Annotated in this window: 19 protein-coding genes; 17 read left to right on the forward strand and 2 right to left on the reverse strand. The window is 72.6% G+C overall.

All coding sequences use genetic code 11. The features are described from left to right. Positions 1 to 60: 60 nt before the first annotated feature. From ACGF12_RS25935 to mutM, 8 genes are all read left to right on the forward strand, one after another. Positions 61 to 594 carry a hypothetical protein gene (locus tag ACGF12_RS25935; RefSeq protein ID WP_393034630.1) on the forward strand — a complete coding sequence of 178 codons (534 nt, stop codon included), beginning with the start codon at positions 61 to 63 and terminating at the stop codon, positions 592 to 594. 210 nt (positions 595 to 804) lie between these two features. Then, on the forward strand, positions 805 to 1,389 hold the full coding sequence (gene rsmD, locus ACGF12_RS25940) for a 16S rRNA (guanine(966)-N(2))-methyltransferase RsmD (protein WP_387622242.1): 585 nt from the start codon (positions 805 to 807) through the stop codon (positions 1,387 to 1,389). A 47-nt stretch (positions 1,390 to 1,436) separates the two neighbouring features. Further along, positions 1,437 to 1,928 (forward strand): pantetheine-phosphate adenylyltransferase, encoded by a 492-nt coding sequence (gene coaD, locus ACGF12_RS25945; RefSeq protein WP_393034633.1) that lies wholly within the window; start codon positions 1,437 to 1,439, stop codon positions 1,926 to 1,928. Positions 1,929 to 2,115: 187 nt separating this feature from the next. Next, positions 2,116 to 3,324 carry an ATP synthase F0 subunit B gene (locus tag ACGF12_RS25950; protein WP_393034636.1) on the forward strand — a complete coding sequence of 403 codons (1,209 nt, stop codon included), beginning with the start codon at positions 2,116 to 2,118 and terminating at the stop codon, positions 3,322 to 3,324. Positions 3,325 to 3,456: 132 nt separating this feature from the next. Then, positions 3,457 to 4,143 (forward strand): YceD family protein, encoded by a 687-nt coding sequence (locus ACGF12_RS25955; RefSeq protein WP_393034639.1) that lies wholly within the window; start codon positions 3,457 to 3,459, stop codon positions 4,141 to 4,143. A gap of 2 nt (positions 4,144 to 4,145) precedes the next feature. Then, positions 4,146 to 4,319 (forward strand): 50S ribosomal protein L32, encoded by a 174-nt coding sequence (gene rpmF / locus ACGF12_RS25960; RefSeq protein WP_030056747.1) that lies wholly within the window; start codon positions 4,146 to 4,148, stop codon positions 4,317 to 4,319. A 20-nt stretch (positions 4,320 to 4,339) separates the two neighbouring features. Then, entirely contained in the window at positions 4,340 to 5,128 is a 789-nt protein-coding gene (rnc, locus tag ACGF12_RS25965; RefSeq protein WP_393034642.1) for a ribonuclease III, read from the forward strand. A 54-nt stretch (positions 5,129 to 5,182) separates the two neighbouring features. After that, positions 5,183 to 6,061, forward strand: coding sequence for a bifunctional DNA-formamidopyrimidine glycosylase/DNA-(apurinic or apyrimidinic site) lyase (mutM, locus tag ACGF12_RS25970; protein ID WP_393034645.1), 879 nt, complete (start codon positions 5,183 to 5,185; stop codon positions 6,059 to 6,061). Positions 6,062 to 6,065: 4 nt separating this feature from the next. On the opposite strand, the gene ACGF12_RS25975 is transcribed toward mutM, so the two are convergent. Further along, complete coding sequence (locus tag ACGF12_RS25975) at positions 6,066 to 6,986, reverse strand: hypothetical protein (RefSeq protein ID WP_393034648.1); 921 nt, start codon at positions 6,984 to 6,986, stop codon at positions 6,066 to 6,068. 315 nt (positions 6,987 to 7,301) lie between these two features. Here ACGF12_RS25975 and ACGF12_RS25980 point away from each other — a divergent pair, with 315 nt between their 5' ends. The 6 genes from ACGF12_RS25980 (at position 7,302) to ftsY (ending at position 15,274) form a co-directional block, all read left to right on the forward strand. Next, entirely contained in the window at positions 7,302 to 8,639 is a 1,338-nt protein-coding gene (locus ACGF12_RS25980) for a hypothetical protein (protein WP_393034651.1), read from the forward strand. Positions 8,640 to 8,760: 121 nt separating this feature from the next. Next, positions 8,761 to 9,279, forward strand: a complete 519-nt coding sequence (locus ACGF12_RS25985) for a winged helix-turn-helix transcriptional regulator (RefSeq protein WP_393034654.1) — start codon at positions 8,761 to 8,763, stop codon at positions 9,277 to 9,279. Positions 9,280 to 9,308: 29 nt separating this feature from the next. Then, entirely contained in the window at positions 9,309 to 9,608 is a 300-nt protein-coding gene (locus tag ACGF12_RS25990; RefSeq protein WP_393034657.1) for an acylphosphatase, read from the forward strand. Positions 9,609 to 10,018: 410 nt separating this feature from the next. After that, a complete protein-coding gene (locus tag ACGF12_RS25995; RefSeq protein WP_045702518.1) occupies positions 10,019 to 10,222 on the forward strand; it encodes a hypothetical protein in 204 nt (67 codons plus the stop codon). A gap of 157 nt (positions 10,223 to 10,379) precedes the next feature. Further along, entirely contained in the window at positions 10,380 to 13,970 is a 3,591-nt protein-coding gene (gene smc, locus ACGF12_RS26000; protein ID WP_393034660.1) for a chromosome segregation protein SMC, read from the forward strand. A 47-nt stretch (positions 13,971 to 14,017) separates the two neighbouring features. Next, the gene (gene ftsY, locus ACGF12_RS26005; protein WP_393034663.1) at positions 14,018 to 15,274 is read left to right on the forward strand and encodes a signal recognition particle-docking protein FtsY; all 1,257 of its coding nucleotides are present in this window, start codon (positions 14,018 to 14,020) and stop codon (positions 15,272 to 15,274) included. Between the two features lie 135 nt (positions 15,275 to 15,409). Here the strand turns inward: ftsY and ACGF12_RS26010 are convergent, their stop codons facing one another. Continuing rightward, a complete protein-coding gene (locus ACGF12_RS26010) occupies positions 15,410 to 16,087 on the reverse strand; it encodes a bifunctional DNA primase/polymerase (protein WP_393034666.1) in 678 nt (225 codons plus the stop codon). A gap of 616 nt (positions 16,088 to 16,703) precedes the next feature. On the opposite strand from ACGF12_RS26010, the gene ACGF12_RS26015 reads away from it, so the two are divergent. From ACGF12_RS26015 to ACGF12_RS26025, 3 genes are all read left to right on the forward strand, one after another. Further along, positions 16,704 to 18,158 (forward strand): hypothetical protein, encoded by a 1,455-nt coding sequence (locus ACGF12_RS26015; protein WP_393034669.1) that lies wholly within the window; start codon positions 16,704 to 16,706, stop codon positions 18,156 to 18,158. Between the two features lie 288 nt (positions 18,159 to 18,446). Continuing rightward, positions 18,447 to 19,799, forward strand: a complete 1,353-nt coding sequence (locus tag ACGF12_RS26020; protein WP_393034672.1) for an ammonium transporter — start codon at positions 18,447 to 18,449, stop codon at positions 19,797 to 19,799. Next, positions 19,799 to 20,137 carry a P-II family nitrogen regulator gene (locus tag ACGF12_RS26025; protein WP_380612682.1) on the forward strand — a complete coding sequence of 113 codons (339 nt, stop codon included), beginning with the start codon at positions 19,799 to 19,801 and terminating at the stop codon, positions 20,135 to 20,137. The genes ACGF12_RS26020 and ACGF12_RS26025 overlap by 1 nt, the downstream gene beginning before the upstream one ends. Positions 20,138 to 20,149: the final 12 nt, after the last annotated feature.

Raw genomic sequence — 20,149 nt, forward strand, 5'->3', positions numbered from 1 at the left:
GAAGGTGTTCAGGACGCACCCTCAAGGTGCGTACCTGGCGCGACACTTGGGGGTCCTGCCATGGCATTCCGTCATCTCAACGAGCTCCCGCTCGGCGACAAGGTCTTCCGGATCGAACTCGCCAGCGACGACGACCGCGAGGTCACCCTCACCCTGACCGGCTGGCGCGAGGGGGCGGCCGCCGCGCCGCTCGCCTCGGGCAAGCTCCGCCTGCCGGTCGAGGACGTCGCCTCGCTGCGGATCGCGCTCAACCGCGCGCTGCGGGCGCTGGCGATCGTCGCCGACGTCTCCGAGCCCATCCCCGACCGCGACGTGCTGCGCGAGCTGTACCCGGGCCACGGTGCCCCCTGGGTTCCGCAGCACGAGGAGGAGCTGGTCCGGCGCTTCCACGACGGCGAGACCGTCGCCCGGATCGCCGCCCGCTTCGGCCGTACGCCCGACTCCGTCCGGACCAAGCTGCGCGAGCTCGGGCACGACCCGCGCCGCCCCGAGTTCTGCCCGCCCGACGGCTGCCTGTCCTGGTCCCGCTACGCCTCGCCGGCCCTGCTCGGCGCGGCGGTCCCGGCTCAGGGGGCGGGCTCCGAGGCGAGCTGACCGCCCTGGTGTGCGGGTGCGGTCCGTCGGGCCGCACCCGCTCGCTGTGACTCGCCCGCTCGCCTCCGGGGCGCTCTGGCCCGGTGCCGACGGTCGGCGCTCCCGCGCTCCTTCGTCGCTCCGTCGCTTCTCCCTTTCGGCACCGGCGCGCCCCTTCGGCTCGGGGCGGGATAGCGTGGTCGGGCAGCGACGAAAGGACCCTTCACCACCATGACCCGCGTGATCGCCGGGTCGGCCGGCGGCCGCCGGCTGGCCGTACCGCCTGGCCGGGGCACCCGCCCGACCTCCGACAAGGCCCGGGAGGCGATGTTCTCCACCCTGGAGGCGTTTCGCGGCACCCTGCACGGGGCCCGGATGCTGGACCTGTTCGGCGGATCGGGCGCGGTCGGCCTGGAGGCCCTGTCGCGCGGGGCCGAGCACGTCCTGCTGGTCGAGGCGGACGGCCAGGCGGCCCGGGTGATCCGGGAGAACGTCCGCACCATCGGGCTGCCGGGCGCCGAGGTGCGGGCCGCCAAGGCGGAGAAGGTGATCGTCGGCCCGCCCCCGCAGACCCCCTACGACCTGGTGTTCCTCGATCCGCCGTACGCCGTGACGGACGGGGAGCTGCGGGAGATGCTGATCACACTGTTGGCTGGGGGCTGGCTCGCGGAGGACGCACTCGTCACCGTGGAGCGCAGCACCCGTGGCGGCGAGTTCGGCTGGCCCGAGGGCTTCGAGGTGCTGCGCTCCCGCCGCTACGGCGAGGGCACGCTCTGGTACGGTCGCGCCGCCGCCGAGGCCAGCGACCACGAGTAGCGGGCCGCGGCCCGCAGCAGCCGTCACCCCACGAGGGAGCACACGCCATGCGCCGAGCCGTCTGTCCCGGTTCGTTCGACCCGATCCACAACGGCCACCTCGACATCATCGAGCGCGCCTCGAAGCTGTACGACGTGGTGCACGTCGCGGTCCTGGTCAACCCGAACAAGCAGGGCATGTTCACCATCGGGGAGCGGATCGGCCTGATCGAGGACGTCACCGCGGAGTTCGGCAACGTGGTGGTCGAGTCGCACCAGGGCCTGCTGGTGGACTACTGCCGGGAGCGCGGCATCCCGGCGATCGTCAAGGGCCTGCGCGCGGTCAGCGACTTCGACTACGAGCTGCAGATGGCGCACATGAACAACGGCCTGACCGGCGTGGAGACGCTGTTCCTGCCGACCTCGCCGACGTACAGCTTCCTCTCCTCGACGCTGGCCAAGGAGGTGGCCTCGTACGGCGGTGACGTCTCGCACCTGCTGCCGGAGACGGTGCACCGCCGGCTGGTCGAGCGGATCGCGGAGCGCAAGGCCGAGCAGTAGTCGACCTTTAGTCCGTTTCTGCCGGTTCGTCACGGATTGTCCAGGGCGGTGGAGGCCGGTTCGGCTCAGGCGTTGTGAGCTCGCCGCGCGGGGGCCGTACAGTCTGTATCCCTGCCCCGCGGTGAGGTACGCCGTGCCGGGCCTGCCTCCGCCGGACCGTCGGCGGCACACGGAAAGACGAAGCCCCGTGGACGTGCAGAACAAGGTCGACGAGATCGTGGCGGCGGTCGAGAACGCCCGCTCGATGCCGATGTCGGCCTCCTGCGTGGTGAACCGGGCCGAGCTGATCGGCCTGCTCAACGACCTCAAGGCGGCCCTGCCCGCCGAACTCGCCCAGGCGCAGTCGGTGATGGCCGACCACGAGCAGGTGGTGGCGGACGCCGAGGCCGAGGCCGAGCGGATCATCCAGGGCGCGCACGCCGAGCGCGGCTCGCTCATCTCGGACACCGAGGTGGTCCGCCGGGCGCAGGCCGAGGCGGACCGGATCCTGGCCGAGGCCCGGGGCGAGGTCGAGACCAAGCGGGCCGAGGCGGACGACTACGTGGACAGCAAGCTGGCCAACTTCGAGGTCGTGCTGACCAAGACGCTCGGCGCGGTCGGCCGCGGCCGGACCAAGCTGCGCGGCGACTCCAGCGTCTTCGAGGCCGACCACGAGGGCGAGACCGACGGCGAGGAGTTCCAGCCGCAGCGGATCAGCCCGAGCCCCGAGGTCGACGAGTACGTCGATGTGAAGCTCGCCACGCTGGAGAACGTGCTCGGCGCCACCCTGGAGGCGGTCGGCAAGGGCCGCGACAAGCTCCTCGGCAAGCGGCCGATCGACGAGCTGGGCGCCTACCTGGCCGCCGCCGACGAGGCGCAGCAGGCCAAGGAGCGGGCCGAGGCGGTGGCCGCCGGCTTCGCCGCGGACGCCGACGGCGACGACATCGCCTGGTACCGCGAGGACGTCCCGCAGCAGCAGACCTGGCCCGAGCAGACCCCGGCCGCGGCCGGCTGGCAGGACTCCGGCGCCGACCAGTACGCGGCCGCCGCCCACCAGCAGGGCGGGCAGTACGCCGAGGTGTACGGCGGGGGCTTCGACCCGGCCGGCCAGGGCGACCCGTACAGCGCCCAGTGGGGCCACCAGCAGCAGGGCGGCTACCCGCAGCAGCAGGGCTATCAGGACCAGCAGCAGGGCGGCGCCTACGGGTATCCCCAGCAGCAGGACGGCTACGGGGCCCAGCCGTACGACGGCTACACCTACCTGCAGCAGCAGGCTCTGCCCCCGGCCGTGTCGCACCACCAGCAGCCCGCCCTGCCCCCGGCGGTGCCGCACCAGCAGCAGGGCCTGGACGAGACCAGCTTCTTCGACACCAGCATGATCGACATGACCCGGCTGCGGGAGCTCGGCGGTCGCTGAGCCGGCCCCCGGTGGGGCTGCCGGGAGTCTCTTGACGGGGCCGAAGTTGGGCCTGACGGGAGACTCCGGTAGTCTGACCACTCCGGCATCCCCATGTCCGGCCGTCGGCTTGCCCTCGCAACGCCGATTCGAATGGGGACACAGAGCATTGATTCCGATGGAAGTCAGGACACCTTGAACCGCCTCGACCACCGCGACCCCCTCGTGTTCGACACGCACGAGCTGGGCCGTCGTGCGGGCGCCATGCGCAAGGTGAGTCGGACCCTGGAGGCCCCCGAGGGTTTCGGGATCATCGACGTGATCGGCGTCCCGGAGAAGAGCCCGATCGAGCTGGAGCTCCGCCTGGAGTCCGTGGTCGAGGGCGTGCTGGTCACCGGCACCGCCGACGCCCACGTCGAGGGCGAGTGCGTCCGGTGCCTGGAGCCCGTCGAGTTCGACATCGACGTGGACTTCCAGGAGCTGTACTACTACCCGGAGTCCGACGAGCGCCACCGCGCCCGGACCACCGGGACCGAGGACCTCGACGAGGACTCGGAGGAAGAGACTTACCGCCTGGAGGGCGACTTCTTCGACCTCCAGCCGGTGCTGCGTGACGCGGTGGTGCTCGCACTGCCGCTGCAGCCGGTGTGCCAGGACGACTGCCTGGGCCTGTGCTCCGAGTGCGGAGCACGCCTGAGCGACGACCCGGCGCACCACCACGACGCCGCCGACCCCCGGTGGGCGGCTCTGCAGGGACTCTCCGCCGCCCCCGGCGACGAGGGTGACGGGATCAAGAACAGCGACACCCGTGAGGGTGCCGCCGAGAACCAGGAGAAGTAGCCGTGGCTGTTCCGAAGCGGAAGATGTCGCGCAGCAACACGCGCCACCGCCGTTCCAACTGGAAGGCCGTCGTTCCGGCCCTCGTGGCGTGCGACCGCTGCCACGAGCCGAAGCTCGGCCACATCGCGTGCCCCAGCTGCGGCACGTACAACCGCCGCCAGGTCCTCTCGGTCTGATCGGCGGGGTGTACGGATCGATGTCGGACGGTAACTCCACCCGCAAGGCGTCCTCTGCCTCGAAGGGTTCTTCGGGTAGCGGCAAGGCCGGCGGGCCGGCTTCGACCGAATACGACGTCCTGGAAGGGCGCCTCGGGTACACGCTTGAGCGCGCCCTTCTGGTACGTGCCCTGACCCACCGCTCGTACGCGTACGAGAACGGGGGTCTTCCCACCAACGAGCGCCTGGAGTTCCTCGGCGACTCGGTGCTGGGCCTGGTGGTGACCGACACCCTCTACCGCGTCCACCCGGACGTCCCGGAGGGCACGCTCGCCAAACTGCGCGCCGCGGTCGTCAACTCCCGCGCGCTCGCGGACGTCGGCCGGGGCCTGGACCTCGGCACGTTCATCCGGCTCGGCAAGGGCGAGGAGGGCACCGGCGGCCGCGACAAGTCGTCGATCCTCGCCGACACGGTCGAGGCCGTGATCGGGGCCGTCTACCTGGACCGCGGTCTGGAGGCGGCGACCGAGTTCGTCCACCGGCTGTTCGACCCGCTGATCGAGGAGTCCTCTCAGCTGGGAGCCGGCCTGGACTGGAAGACCAGCCTCCAGGAGCTCACCGCCTCGGTGGGCATCGGGGTGCCCGAGTACGTGGTCATGGAGTCCGGACCGGACCACGAGAAGACCTTCACCGCGGCGGCCCGGGTGGCCGGCGAGGACTTCGGCAGCGGCGTCGGCCGCTCCAAGAAGGAAGCCGAGCAGAAGGCCGCCGAGAGCGCCTGGCGCGCGATCAAGGAGAAGTACGCGGACCGGCTGCCCGCCGGGGCGTGACCTCGAAGTAGCCTTCACTCCTGTCGACATCTTCTTCGCAGGAGGCCTGTTCCCGTGCCCGAACTTCCCGAGGTCGAGGTCGTCCGCCGCGGTCTGGCGAACTGGGTCGCCGGGCGGACCGTCGCCGACGTCCAGGTGCTGCACCCGCGCGCGGTGCGCCGCCAGCCGGCCGGCGCGGCCGACTTCACGGCCCGGCTGACCGGCACCACCCTCGGCACCGCGCAGCGGCGCGGCAAGTACCTCTGGCTGCCGCTGACCGGCACCGGCGCGGGTTTCTCGCTGATCGGCCACCTCGGGATGAGCGGCCAGCTCCTCGTCCAGGACCCGTCGACGCCGGACGAGACCCATCTGCGGGTCCGGCTGCGCTTCACCGACGGCGGGCGCGAGCTGCGCTTCGTCGACCAGCGGACCTTCGGCGGCCTGGCGGTCGAGGAGGCCGAGGAGGGCGACCCGGAGGGCACGCCGGTCTCCATCGCGCACATCGCCCGCGACCCGCTCGACCCGCGCTTCGACGACGAGGCCTTCGCGGCCGCGCTCCGGGCCAAGCGCACCACGGTCAAGCGGGCGCTGCTGGACCAGACCCTGATCAGCGGCGTCGGCAACATCTACGCCGACGAGGCGCTGTGGCGCTCCAAGCTGCACTACGACCGCCCGACCGGGACGCTCACCCGCCCGCAGGCCGCCCTGCTGCTGGCCAACGCCCGGGACGTGATGACCGCGGCGCTCGCCGTCGGCGGCACCAGCTTCGACAGCCTGTACGTCAACGTGAACGGCGAGAGCGGCTACTTCTCCCGGGACCTCGACGCCTACGGCCGCGAACAGGAGCCCTGCCGCCGCTGCGGCACCCCGATCCGGCGGGCCGCCTGGATGAACCGTTCCAGCTACTTCTGCCCCCGCTGCCAGCGCGTGCCGCGGACCCGCAGCGGGGGCTGAGCCGCTACTTCCCGGCGAGTTCCGGCTGCCCGGCGGGCTCCTCGGCCGGGGCGCCGTGAGTGTCCTGGCCGAAGTAGGCGACGCCGACCGCGGACACCACCGCGAGCAGGAAGCCGACCACGCCGAGCCAGCCCAGGCCGGCCTTGGAGGAGTCGCCGAGCCAGAGCACGCCGACCGCGCCGGGCAGCACCGTCTCGCCGACCACCAGCGCGGCGGTCGCGCCGTTCACCGAGCCGATCTGCAGCGCCACGGTGTGCACGTACATGCCGCCGAGGCCGCCGATCAGGATCGCGTACAGCGCCGGGTCGGAGAGCAACTGCCCGAGGTCGAAGGGCCCCAGGCCGTTGAGGATGCGCACGCCCACGCCTAGGCCGCCGAAGCCGAGGCCGGAGAGCAGACCGGCGACGATCGCGCCCTTGGAGCCCATCCGGCGCACCAGCAGGCCGCCGCCGACCAGCAGCACGGTGGTGACGATCAGCAGCCACCAGTGGAAGGCCATCTCCGCGTGGTGGCCGCCCTCCGGCCCGGCCGAGACGGCCAGCAGCACCAGCGCCGAGCAGAGCACGCCGATCGAGGCCCACTCCAGCTGCTTGAGCCGGATGCCCAGCAGCTTGATGCTGAGCAGCGCGGTGATCACCAGGTTGGCGCTGATGATGGTCTGGGAGAGGAACAGCGGCAGCAGCCGCGCGGCCAGCGCGCCCAGCCCGAAGCCGATCAGGTCGAGAACCGAACCGGCGATGAACTCCCAGGTGACGGCGGCCTTGGCGGTGGAGGACAGACTCGGTCCGCCGTGCTCGGTGGTCGAGGTGGTGGCGCCCTTGGCCGCCTCCTCCTCGGCGGAGCGGCGGGATCCGACGGCCTGCAGGACCGAGCCGGTGCCGTAGCAGGCGGATGCCGCCACGGCTGTGACGAGGCCGATGATCACCGAGCACTCCGATCGGGAGTTGAGTCAAGAACAGGCAATGGGACCAGCGGTCCGGGACCCACTATGCCCGTTCGCGCGGTACGGTCGGGACGCCCCCCGGGCCGCCGCAGGGCCGCCCCGCACCACCCCGGGCCCGCCGGGACGTACGTCCGGGCGCCTCCGCTGGTTCCCGCGCCCCACCCGTCTCAGGGTCGACTGGGGGAAATCTCATCCGCGAGAAGGGGTACCGCCCCGGCGGTCGGCGGGGAATCCTGTCATAACCAGTATGCGAAGGGTATGCCGTGCTCTGCCGCTGGTCGCGGTAGCGTCGGGGACATGAGAACCCTTGCACGACGTACCCGGGGCACCGGGCCGCTTGCCCTGGTGGCGGCGCTGCTCGGGCTGATGCTCCTCCTGGCGCCCTCGGCCTCCGCGGCCGGCGGCCTGAGCGACGCCGCAGCCACCCTGAAGAAGGGGCAGGTCTACGTCGCCCCGACGATGCTGGACCGCTTCAGCCAGGCCCAGGCCGACGCCCTGACCAAGAAGATCGAGAAGGCCGACAAGCCGATCTTCATCGCGGTCGTCCCCGACGCCGCCAACAAGGACACCGTCCTCACGGACCTGCGCACCCTGGTGGGCATCGACGGCGTCTACGGCGTCTGGCGGGGCAACAGCGGCTTCCTGGCCCGCGCCGACCGCGGCGCGATGGGCGTCGGCGTCGCGGACCGGATCGGGGGCGCCGTCTCCCGTGCCGACAAGGGTGACATCAACGCGACCCTGAACGACTTCGTCGACCAGGCCGCCCCACAAACCAAGGGCACCGGGGTCAACCACAGCACCTCGATCGCCTGGGTGATCATCCCGGTCGTGCTGGTGGCGCTGGCCGGCGCCGGCGTCTTCTTCCTCTTCCGCCGCGCCAAGAAGCGCAAGGAGGAGCAGGCCCGCGCCGAGCTGGAGCAGCTGCGCCGCGTCGTCGACGAGGACATCACCGCCTTCGGCACCGAGCTGGAGCGGCTGGACTTCAGCCCCGGCGCGTCGGACGCCGACGACGCCCAGCGCACCGACTACAGCCGCGCCCTGGACTCGTACGAGACCTCCAAGCGGCTGATGAACGAGGCCAAGAAGCCGGACGACGTCAAGCAGGTCACCGAGGCGATCGAGGACGGCCGGTTCGCGCTGGCCACCCTGGCCGCCCGGCGGGAGAAGCGCCCGCTGCCCGAGCGTCGTCCCCCGTGCTTCATGGACCCGCGCCACGGCCCGTCCGTCAAGGACGTCGACTGGGCCCCGGCCGGCGGCGCCGCCCGCTCCGTCCCGGTCTGCCAGGCCGACGCCGACCGGGTCGCGGCCGGCCTCGACCCGGCGGTCCGCACCGTCGACACCGAGTACGGCCCGCAGCCGTACTGGAACGCCGGCCCGGCCTACGCGCCGTACGCGGGCGGGTACTACAGCAGCTTCGGCGGCGGCCTGCTGCCGGGCCTGCTGGTCGGCACCGTGCTCGGCTCGATGATGAGCGAGCCCGCCTACGCCGCGGCGCCGATGATGGAGAGCCACCACGGCTACCAGGACCAGTACGACGGCGGCGACTACACCGGGGCCGACTTCAACGCCGCGGACTTCAGCGGCAGCGACTGGAGCGGTGGCGGTGACTTCGGTGGCGGTGGCGACGACTGGTGACCCGCTGATCCGAGCCTGACCCCACGGCCCCGCCGGTTCTTCCGGCGGGGCCGTTCGCCGTCCTCGGGCGGGGCCGAGCGAAGCGGTTTGAGAAGCCAACCCGGTGTGGCAGGCTGGCGCTGTGACCTCCGACACCACCGGCACCGCCGACACCCCTGCGACCGCTCGGGCCGCCGTTCCCGGCCGACCGTGCTCGATGGCGGCGGCGCTCCAGGTGGTGGGCGAGAAGTGGGCGCTGCTGGCGGTGCGTGAGCTGTTCTACGGCAACCACCGCTTCGACCGGATCGCCCGCAACACCGGCGCCCCGCGCGACCGGCTGACCGCGCGGCTGCGGGCGCTGGAGGAGGCCGGGGTGGTCGAGCGCCGCCCGTACAGCGAGCGGCCGCCGCGCTACGAGTACCACCTCACCGAGGCCGGCCGGGACCTCGCCCCGCTCGCCCACGCGCTGCGCGTCTGGGGCGACCGCTGGCTGGGGCCGGATTCCCCGGTGACCTTCGCCCACGAGCCCGAGGGCCACCAGTCGCACCCCTTCGACCCGGCCTGGGTCTGCCGCACCTGCGGCCGGGAGGCCCGCCGTGGCGAACTGCACGCCGAGGTGCACACCCCGGGCTGGACGGTCGAGGGCCCCGTGGAGCTGTGACCGGCCGCACCGCCGGTTAGGGTCGGGGCATGCACGGTCGCGACGCCCACAGTGATGAACCGGTCCGGGTGACCGCCTGGGTCCGGGGGAAGGTCCAGGAAGTCGGGTTCCGCTGGTGGACCAGGGCGCGGGCGCTGGAGATCGGCCTGACCGGCTACGCCAGCAACCTCGGCGACGGCCGGGTGCAGGTGGTGGCCGAGGGGCAGGCGGCCGACTGCGAGGAGCTGCTGACCCTGCTGCGGGGCCCCGACACGCCCGGCGCGGTGAGCGGTGTGACCGAGATCTGGACCGCCGTAGGCGCGGGTTACGAGGGCTTCGAGATCCGCTGAGCCCCCGTTTCCCGGCCTGCTGCCGTCGCGTTCCGGAAATGATCCGCAACCGTCGGTGTCAGACGGTTGCCATTCGGGCAGACTCGTGGTTGACTCCGCTTCGAACGATGATCCACGAGCACGTGGTGGAACCGGCCCGAGACCCCCAGGCGTGACGACACCGCCAGGCAGGTGACAGGGGCGCGGTAGCGTGCGGTGATCGTGTTGACCCGTACCGTCTTTGGTGAGACGCTTGAAGCCCGCGCACACGATCGCGTATCCCGGCAGGCGCATGCCGTCGTGAGCCCAGCTCACGGTGGTTGTGTCGTAGTGCCCAGCCAGCACTTCCGGTGCGCGCCGCGCGTGCGTCCCCCTTCCCCCTAGACCTGTACCGTTCCGGTTCGGTCACTCAGCGTGGAGGACCATTCATCATGGCAAAGGCGCTTCTCGGGTACGTCGGCGGCCCCGACCCGCGAATGCTCTCCGAGATGCGACGGCTTCAGCAGCGCGTCCAGGACCTTGAAGCCGAGCTCCTTCGGATGCAGGCTGAGAACGACGCGCTCACCGCTGTCGCTGACGAGCACTCGCTGCTCAACAGCATCGATCTGGACCAGCGGGAGCCGGCTCTGACCTGAGCCCCGCCCCGGTCCTCACAGATCGACGCCGCTGTGCACTGAGCCGCCCCGAAAGGGACGCAGCTTTGCAAGGGACGCCCGGATGTGGCGTCCCTTCGTCGTGTCGGACTCCGGATACAGTCGGTTCCCGTCGTGAGCGATTGAGGGGACCGGCCGCGTGCACCTGAAGAGTCTGACGCTGCGCGGGTTCAAGTCCTTCGCCTCCAGCACCACTCTGCGTTTCGAGCCGGGCATCACCTGCGTCGTCGGCCCGAACGGCTCCGGCAAGTCGAACGTGGTCGACGCGCTGTCCTGGGTGATGGGCGAGCAGGGCGCCAAGTCGCTGCGCGGCGGCAAGATGGAGGACGTCATCTTCGCCGGGACCAGCGGGCGCGCCCCGCTCGGCCGCGCCGAGGTCAGCCTCACCATCGACAACGCCGACGGCGCCCTGCCGATCGACTACTCCGAGCTGACCATCACCCGGACCATGTTCCGCAACGGCGGCAGCGAGTACGCGCTCAACGGCGAGACCTGCCGCCTGCTGGACATCCAGGAGCTGCTCTCCGACTCCGGCATCGGCCGCGAGATGCACGTCATCGTCGGCCAGGGCCGGCTCGACTCCGTCCTGCACGCCGACCCGACGGGCCGCCGCGCCTTCATCGAGGAGGCGGCCGGCGTCCTCAAGCACCGCAAGCGCAAGGAGAAGGCGCTGCGGAAGCTGGACGCGATGCAGGCCAACCTCAACCGCGTCCAGGACCTGGTGGCCGAACTGCGCCGCCAACTCGGACCGCTCGGCCGACAGGCCAGGATCGCCCGCCGCGCCGCCGGCATCCAGGCCGACCTGCGCGACGCCCGGCTGCGGCTGCTCGCCGACGACCTGCTCACCCTGCGCCAGGCCGTCGAGGCCGAGATCGCCGACGAACTCGCGCTGCGACTGCGCCGCACCACCGTCGAACAGGAACTGGCCCGCGCCGTGCAGCGCGAACGGGTCCTGGATGCGCAGGTCCAGCAGCTCGGCCCGAGCCTGGAGGCCGCCCGGCAGACCTGGTACCGGCTCTCCGCGCTCGCCGAACGCACCCGCGGCACCATCGGACTGGCCGAGGCCCGGGCCCGGCACGCCGCCGCCGGGGGGCAGGCCGAGGAGCGGCGCGGTCGTGACCCGGAGGAACTGGAACGGGAGGCCGAACGGGTCCGCGAGGAGGAGGCCGCCCTCGCCGAGGCACTGGAGGAGGCCCAGTGCGCGCTCGCCGAAACGGTCGAGCGCAAGAGCGAGCTGGAACGCGAGCTGGCCGCCGAGGAACGCCGGCTACGGGACGCCGCCCGGGCCATCGCGGACCGCCGGGAGGGCCTGGCCCGGCTGCAGGGGCAGGCGGTCGCGGCCCGCTCCAAGGCCGCCTCGGCCGAGGCCGAGATCGGCCGGCTCACCGAAGCCCGGGACGAGGCGCTGCTGCGCGCCGAGGCCGCCCAGGGTGAACTGGACGAGCTCCAGCAGCAGGTCGACGGCCTGACCGGGGACGACGAGCAGGCAGAGGCCGGGCACCAGCAGGCCCGGGAACGGCTGGCCGTGGTGGAACGGGAGCTGGCCGCCGCCCGGGAGACGGCCGGGGCCGCCGAGCGCGAACGGGCCGGGCTCACCGCGCGGCACGAGGCGCTCTCGCTCGGACTGCGCCGCAAGGACGGCACCGGCGCGCTGCTGGACGCGGGGGAGCGGCTGACCGGACTGCTGGGCCCGGCGGCCGCGCTGCTGCGGATCGAGGCCGGGTGCGAGGTGCCCGTCGCCGCGGCGCTCGGGGCGGCGGCCGACGCGGTGGCCGTGGACTCGCCGTCCGCCGCCGCCGGGGCGCTGCGGCTGCTGCGCGACCAGGACGCCGGGCGGGCCGCGCTGCTGATCGCCGGGGCCGCGGAAGTTCCGCATCCGGCCGGGGAGTTGCCGGACGGGGCCCGCTGGGCCGGTGAACTGGTGGACGGCCCGGCCGAGTTGCTCGCCGCCGTCCGGAACCTGCTGGCCGGGGTGGCGGTGGTCGCCGACCTGGACTCGGCGCTGCGACTGGTCGCCGAACGCCCCGGACTGTCCGCCGTCACCGCCGAGGGGGACCGGCTGGGCGCCGGCTTCGCCCACGGCGGCTCCGGCGGCGCGCCCAGCCTGCTGGAGACCCAGGCGGCCGTGGACGAGGCGGCCCGGGCGATCGGGGAACTCGCACTGCGCTGCACCGAGGCGGCCGAGCGGCTGGCCGAACTCACCGAGCTGCGCCGGGAGTCGGCCACCGAGGTGGAGCAACTCGCCGAGCTGCGGAGGCAGGCGGAGAAGGAGCGGGCCCAGGTGGCCGGTGCGCTCGGCCGCCTCGGCGGGCAGGCCCGTGCCGCCGCCGGGGAGGCCGAACGGTTGTCGGCCGCCGCCGCCCGGGCCGAACAGGGCCTGGCCGAACTGCTCGCCACCGCCGAGGAGCTGGCCGAACGGCTCGCTGTGGCCGAGGAGTCGGCGGACGCCGGGGAGGACGAGCCGGACCCCGCCGAGCAGCAGCGACTGGCTGAGGCCGCCTCCGCCGCCCGGCAGGCCGAGCTGGAGGCCCGGCTCGCGGTGCGCACCCACGAGGAGCGGGTCCGCGCCCTGGCCGGCCGGGCCGACCAGCTGGACCGGGCCGCCCGCGCCGAACGGGAGGCGCGCGCCCGGGCCGCCGAGCGCCGTCGCCGCGCCGAGCACGACGCCGGGGTGGCGACGGCCGTCGCCGCGGGCGCCCGGCAGCTGCTGGCCTGCCTGGAGGTGTCGCTGTCCCGCGCGGACGCCGGGCGTGCGGTGGTCGAACAGGCGCGTGCCGAGCGCGAGGACGAACTGCGGGAGCACCGGGAGCACGGCCGCGGCCTCAAGGAGGAGCTGGACAAGCTGGTCGACGCCGGGCACCGGGACGAGGTGCTGCGGGCGGAGAAGCGGCTGCGGATCGAGCAGCTGGAGGCCCGGGCGCTGGAGGAGTTCGGCATCGACGGGGGCGAACTGCTCGCCTCGTACGGGCCGGACCAGCCCGTCCCGCCGTCGACGCCCGAGGAGGGGCAGGATCCGGGGGAGCCGTACCCGTACGTCCGGGCCGAGCAGGAGAGGCGGCTGAAGGCCGCCGAGAAGGCGTACCAGCAGCTCGGCAAGGTCAACCCGCTGGCGCTGGAGGAGTTCGCCGCGCTGGAGGAGCGCCACCAGTTCCTCGGCGAGCAACTGGACGATCTCAAGCGCAGCCGGCGCGACCTGCTGGACATCGTCCGGGACGTGGACCAGCGGGTCGAGCAGCTGTTCACCTCGGCGTACCACGACACCGCGGCCCAGTTCGAGGGCGTCTTCGCCCGCCTCTTCCCGGGCGGCGAGGGACGGCTGGTGCTGACCGACCCGGACAACATGCTCACCACCGGGGTCGAGGTGGAGGCCCGCCCGCCCGGCAAGAAGGTCAAGCGGCTGTCGCTGCTGTCCGGCGGCGAGCGCTCGCTGACCGCGGTGGCGCTGCTGGTGGCGATCTTCAAGGCCCGGCCCAGCCCCTTCTACGTGATGGACGAGGTGGAGGCGGCGCTGGACGAGACCAACCTGCGCCGACTGATCGGGATCATGGAGGAGCTGCGGGAGAGCTCCCAGCTGATCGTGATCACCCACCAGAAGCTGACCATGGAGTCCGCCGACGCCCTGTACGGCGTGACCATGAAGGGCGACGGGATCTCCCAGGTGATCAGCCAGCGGCTGCGGGAGGAGCACAAGGAGCGGCGGCCGGCAGGCGTCCGTACGGTGACGGTCTAGGGCGGCTGCGGTCCATCCGGGCTCCGGTCACGGATACTGGACGGGTTATGGAATACGTGATCCTTGCCGTAGTCATCGCCGTGATCGCCATCGGCGCGATCGCGGGCCTCGTCGTTTCCGGCAGACGACGCCAGCAGCTGCCCCCGAAGTCGCAGGCGCCGGTCATCACGGCGCCGAAGACCACCCCGCAGGAGCCTCAGGTCGGCGAGGAGGCCGCGCCGCCCACCGAGGCGCCGCGCCGCACCGTCGAGGAGGTTCCGCTTCCCGAGGCCCCTGCGGCCCCCGAAGCCCCCGAAGCCCCCGAGGCTCCCGAGGTCGTCGAGGCCGTCGAGGTCGAGGCTCCCGAGGCGGCCGAGGCGGCGCCCGCCGTCGAGGTCCCCGAGCCCACCGCCGGCCGGCTGGTCCGGCTGCGCTCCCGCCTCTCCCGCTCGCAGAACTCGATCGGCAAGGGCCTGCTCTCGCTGCTCTCCCGCGAGCACCTGGACGAGGACACCTGGGAGGAGATCGAGGACACCCTGCTCACCGCCGACGTCGGTGTCACTCCGACCCAGGAGCTGGTCGAGCGGCTGCGCACCCGGGTGAAGGTGCTCGGCACCCGGACGCCCGACGAGCTGCGCGCGCTGCTGCGCGAGGAACTGGTCGAGCTGATCGGCAAGGACTCCGACCGCACCGTCCGCTCCGTCAAGCACGAGGAGGGCCCGGCCGTGGTCCTGGTCGTCGGCGTCAACGGCGTCGGCAAGACCACCACCACCGGCAAGCTGGCCCGCGTCCTGGTAGCCGACGGCCGCAGGGTGGTGCTCGGCGCCGCCGACACCTTCCGGGCCGCCGCCGCGGACCAGCTGCAGACCTGGGGCGAGCGGGTCGGTGCGCACACCGTGCGCGGCCCGGAGGGCGGGGACCCGGCCTCGATCGCCTTCGACGCGGTCAAGGAGGGCATCGCCGAGGGTGTGGACACCGTGCTGATCGACACGGCCGGCCGACTGCACACCAAGACCGGCCTGATGGACGAGCTGGGCAAGGTCAAGCGGGTCGTCGAGAAGCACGGCCCGGTGGACGAGGTGCTGCTGGTGCTGGACGCCACCACCGGTCAGAACGGCCTGATCCAGGCCCGGGTGTTCGCTGAGGTGGTGGACATCACCGGCATCGTGCTGACCAAGCTGGACGGCACCGCCAAGGGCGGCATCGTGGTTGCGGTGCAGCGCGAGCTGGGCGTGCCGGTCAAGCTGATCGGTCTGGGCGAGGGCGCCGACGACCTGGCGCCGTTCGAGCCGGGTGCGTTCGTGGACGCGCTGATCGGGGACTGACCGGGGCTCCCCGTCGGTCGAAGGGTCCGCTCCTGCGGGGGCGGGCCCTTTCGCATGCCCCGGGAGGGCCCGCCCCGGAGGCGAGCGGGCGAGTACCGCCGCCGGGTCAGAGCGCTCCGGAGGCGAGCGGGCGAGTCACGAGGCGATCCAGGCGGGCTCGGCGGTGCGCTCGCGGCTGCGGTGGCAGGCGTAGGCGAGGGTGCCGAGCAGCAGTCGGGCCTCGGGCGGGCAGCCGGCGTTGTCGCGGGTGGGGCGGCGCAGCCAGCGGACCGGGCCGAGCCCGCCGAGGACGGTGGGCGGGGCGGCGACGTAGCCGCCCTCGCCGTGGCAGGCCAGGTCGAGCGCGGCGTCGTCCCAGCCCATCCGGTAGAGCAGGTCGGGCAGTCGACGGGCGGTCCCGGCGGCGACCAGGAACTGCAGCCGGCCGGTGGGCGGGGCGAGCACCGGGCCGACCTGGGTGCCCATCCGCTCCAGCCGGACCAGCGCCTGCAGGCCGGCCTGTTCGGGGACGTCCAGGACGTCGAAGGCGCGGCCGGTGGGGAACAGGACGGAGCCCTCGGCGCCGACGGCCCGGGCCCGGCTCCCGGTGCCCGGCACGGGGTGCAGGCCGGGCGCGGCGCAGCGGTGGGCGCCGCAGGGACAGCGGGTCGGGGCGGTGGCGCCACCGGCCGATGCGCCGGTGGCGACCGTCCAGCCCCAGCGGCCGGTGTACTCCGCAGCGGCCTGGGACGCGGTGACCTTGGTGCGGCGGCGCGCGCCCAGCGGTGCCAGCCGCAGGTGCCCCAGTCGAAGTTCGCCGAACAGGTTGTCCATGCCTCCCCCAACAGGTTCTTGTTGCCGATGGTTACGGGATGGTGACTGTGTGTTGATTGTCCGTTGCGTGGTGCGTTGTGCGGTGGCGGCGCGCAGCGCTTGGCGTGCGCCTGTTGCGGTGGTGCGCCTCGGGCGCCGCCTTGTGGGGGCGGCGCCGATGCCGGATCGTCGGGTGCGCGAGGCTGTTGCTGTCCCGAGTGGGCGGCGAACTCGCTTGTGACTGCGGTGGATTGCGGGGTCCGCCGGGTCCGTCGGCGTTGGCCGGAGGACTTGGCGGTCCGCATATGCCGGACCGTCGGGCCTATCCAGTGAAGCGCGTGCCCCCTGGCTTCGGTTCACTCCTGGGGGTGGCGAAAGGTGGCGTTTCGCCAGGGCCGCTCCCACGGGTACCTCGCGGGGCACTACGTTCAGCACACGGACGTCGCCATGGAGTCTGCTCCGGGCCGCCGGGGAACGGGAGTTGGGGATCTGATGCACCGTCCGGGGCGATGGCGCACCAGTACGACGAGGCGGTACCGCAACACCTCGGACACGGCACGTCTGGCAAGAGCCCGCAACCGTCGGGCGGTCACGATCGGGGGCCCCGAAGGGGCCGGGCGGGATGGGGACGTTACCCATGGCAGAGAAGCAACCCAATGAGAAGCTGACCACGTGGTTCGCCCGCAGTGGCTGGTCAAAGGGGGAGTTGGCCCGCCAGGTCAACCGCCGGGCCCGGCAGATCGGCGCCCACCACGTGTCGACCGACACCTCGCGGGTGCGCCGCTGGCTCGACGGCGAGCAGCCCCGCGAGCCGATCCCCAAGATCATGTCGGAGCTGTTCTCCGAGCGCTTCGGCTCCGTGGTCTCGATCGAGGACCTCGGCCTGCGCGCCGCGATCCCGGTCTCCACCGTCGGCGGCGGCGTGGACCTGCCCTGGAGCGCCCCGCAGACCGTCCAGCTGATCAGTGAATACTCCCGCAGCGACCTGATGCTCAACCGCCGGGGCTTCCTCGGCACCTCGCTCGCGCTGACCGCCGGCGCCGCGCTGATCGAGCCGATGCAGCGCTGGCTCGCCCCCGGCCCGACCGGCGTGCCCACCCCGATCCTCACCGCGGCCAACGGCGGCGAGGCGTTCACCGGCCGGCTCTCCGAGCCCGAGCTGGAACTGCTGGAGCAGACCACGGTCATGTTCCGCCAGTGGGACGCCCAGAACGGCGGCGGGCTGCGCCGCAAGGCCGTGGTCGGCCAGCTCCACGAGGTCACCGACCTGCTCCAGGAGACGTACACCGAGAACACCACCAAGCGGCTGTTCCGGCTCACCGCCGAGCTCGCCCACCTGGCCGGCTGGATGTCCTACGACGTCGGGATGCACCCGAGCGCGCAGAAGTACTACGTGCTCGCCCTGCACGCGGCCAAGGAGGCCGGCGACCGCCCGTTCGGCGCCCTGATCCTCACCGACATGAGCCGCCAGATGATCCACCTCAACCGGGGCGAGGACGCCCTGGAACTGATCCACCTGGCGCAGTACGGCAGCCGGGACACCGCCACCCCGCGCCAGCAGTCCCTGCTGTACGCGATGGAGGCGCGCGCCTACGCCACCATCGGCGAGGTGAACCGCTGCGCCAGGGCGATCCGGCTGGCCGAGGACACCTTCACCGACATCCGGGAGGGGGACGGCGATCCGGACTGGCTGAAGTTCTTCTCGCCGGCCGAGCTGAACGCCGAGAACGCGCACTCCTTCCGCGACCTCGCGTACCACTCGGACAACGCCCAGCTGTACGCCTCGCTGTCCGCGCCGGTGATGGAGCGCGCGGTCGACCTGTTCCGGCAGGACGAGGACCACGTGCGCTCGTACGCCTTCAACCTGATCGGCATGGCCAGCGTGCACCTGCTGCAGAAGGAGGCCGAGGAGGCGGTGGTGTACGCCGAACAGGCGGTGGACATCGCGACCAAGGTGCGCTCGGAGCGGCTGAACTCCCGGGTGCGCAAGACCACGGAGGCCGCCTCCGCCCGGTTCAAGGGCGTGGACGCGGTGAGCCGGCTCAAGGAGCGGGTGGTCCAGGACATCCCGGAGTACGTCTCGGTGGTCTGAGCGACCCCCGCACCGGACTCCACCGACCGCGACGGCCGCCGCCGCCGCGGTCGGTGGCTTCTGGGCCACCGGTGGTGACGTGCGGCGGCACGGTAGCCCATCCGGCCCTGGGACGGGGCCGCGGTTCACGTGCCCGTAACCCGCGCGACGCACGCGTCACGGCCGCGAAACAACCGACCGCACTGGCCGAAACCAGTCTTCGGCACTCTCCTCTTCATCGCCGCCACCCCGGGTGGCACGGGACAGGTACCCGGGGTGTGGAGCGGCTTTCACGCAGAGGAGACGCCGATGCCGGACGGCTTCAGCGCGGGCGACACCGCCTTCGTGCTCATCAGTGCGGCCCTGGTCATGGTGATGACCCCGGGCCTGGCCTTCTTCTACGGGGGCATGGTCAGGGCCAAGAGCACACTGAACATGCTGGCGATGAGCTTCCTCTCGCTCGGCATCGTCAGCGTGCTCTGGGTCCTCTACGGGTACTCGCTCAGCTTCGGGCCCGACTCCTTCGCCGGACTCATCGGCAACCTGGACTTCCTCGGGATGCGCGGGATCGGGCTGAACGAGCTGACCGGGTCCATCCCGGTGACCGCGTTCGCGGTCTTCCAGCTGATGTTCGCGATCATCACCCCGGCGCTGATCAGCGGCGCCATCGCGGACCGGGCCAAGTTCGCCGCCTGGGGCCTGTTCATCGCGCTCTGGGTGACGATCGTCTACTTCCCGGTGGCGCACTGGGTGTTCTTCTTCGACAACGGCCACGGCGGCTGGCTCGGCGACAGAAACGGCGTGATCGACTTCGCCGGCGGGACGGCCGTGCACATCAACGCCGGTGTCGCGGGCCTCGCGCTCTGCCTGGTGCTGGGCAAGCGGGTCGGCTTCAAGAAGGACCCGATGCGCCCGCACAGCCTGCCGCTGGTGATGCTCGGCTCCGGGCTGCTGTGGTTCGGCTGGTTCGGCTTCAACGCCGGCTCGGCGCTGGCCGCCAACGGCGTGGCCGCGATGGCGATGGTCAACACCCAGGTCGCCACCGGTGCGGCGCTGGTCGGCTGGCTGATCTACGAGAAGCTCAAGCACGGCGCGTTCACCACGCTGGGCGCCGCCTCCGGCGCGGTGGCCGGACTCGTCGCGATCACCCCGGCCTGCGGCTCGGTCAGCCCGCTCGGCGCCGTGGCGATCGGCCTGATCGCGGGCGCGGCCTGCGCCGCCGCCGTCTCGCTGAAGTACCGCTGGGGCTTCGACGACTCCCTCGACGTGGTGGGCGTGCACGCGGTCGGCGGGGCGATCGGCTCGCTGCTGATCGGCCTGTTCGCCACCGGCGGGGTCGGCCAGACCGCCAAGGGCCTGTTCTACGGCGGCGGGCTGGGCCAGCTCGGCAAGCAGGCGATGGGCGTGGCGGTGGTCGCGGCGTACTCGTTCGTGCTGTCCTGGCTGCTGGCGAAGGCGGTCGACAAGCTGGTCGGCTTCCGGGTCACCGAGGAGGTCGAGGTGGCCGGCATCGACCAGGCCGAACACGCCGAGTCCGCCTACGATTTCAGCGCCGTGGGCGCCGGCCTGGTCCGGGCCCTGCCGAGCCTGGGCGGTGTCGCCCCCGCGCCGGTTGCCGTGTCCGTCGAGAAGCCCGTTGAGAAGACCGAGGTCGACGCCTGATGAAGCTCATCACCGCTGTGATCAAGCCGTACCGCCTGGACGAGGTGAAGGCCGCCCTGCAGGCCTTCGGGGTCCACGGCCTGACCGTCACCGAGGCCAGCGGCTACGGCCGCCAGCGCGGCCACACCGAGGTCTACCGGGGCGCCGAGTACACCGTGGACCTGGTGCCGAAGATCCGGATCGAGGTCCTGGTCGAGGACGAGGACGCCGACGGCCTCATCGACGCCCTGGTGAAGGCCGCCCGGACCGGAAAGATCGGCGACGGCAAGGTGTGGAGCATCCCGGTCGACACCGCCGTCCGGGTCCGCACCGGCGAACGCGGGCCGGACGCCCTGTGACGCCCTGACCGA

The organism is Kitasatospora sp. NPDC048296 (genome assembly GCF_043201815.1).
GTDB lineage: Bacteria > Actinomycetota > Actinomycetes > Streptomycetales > Streptomycetaceae > Kitasatospora.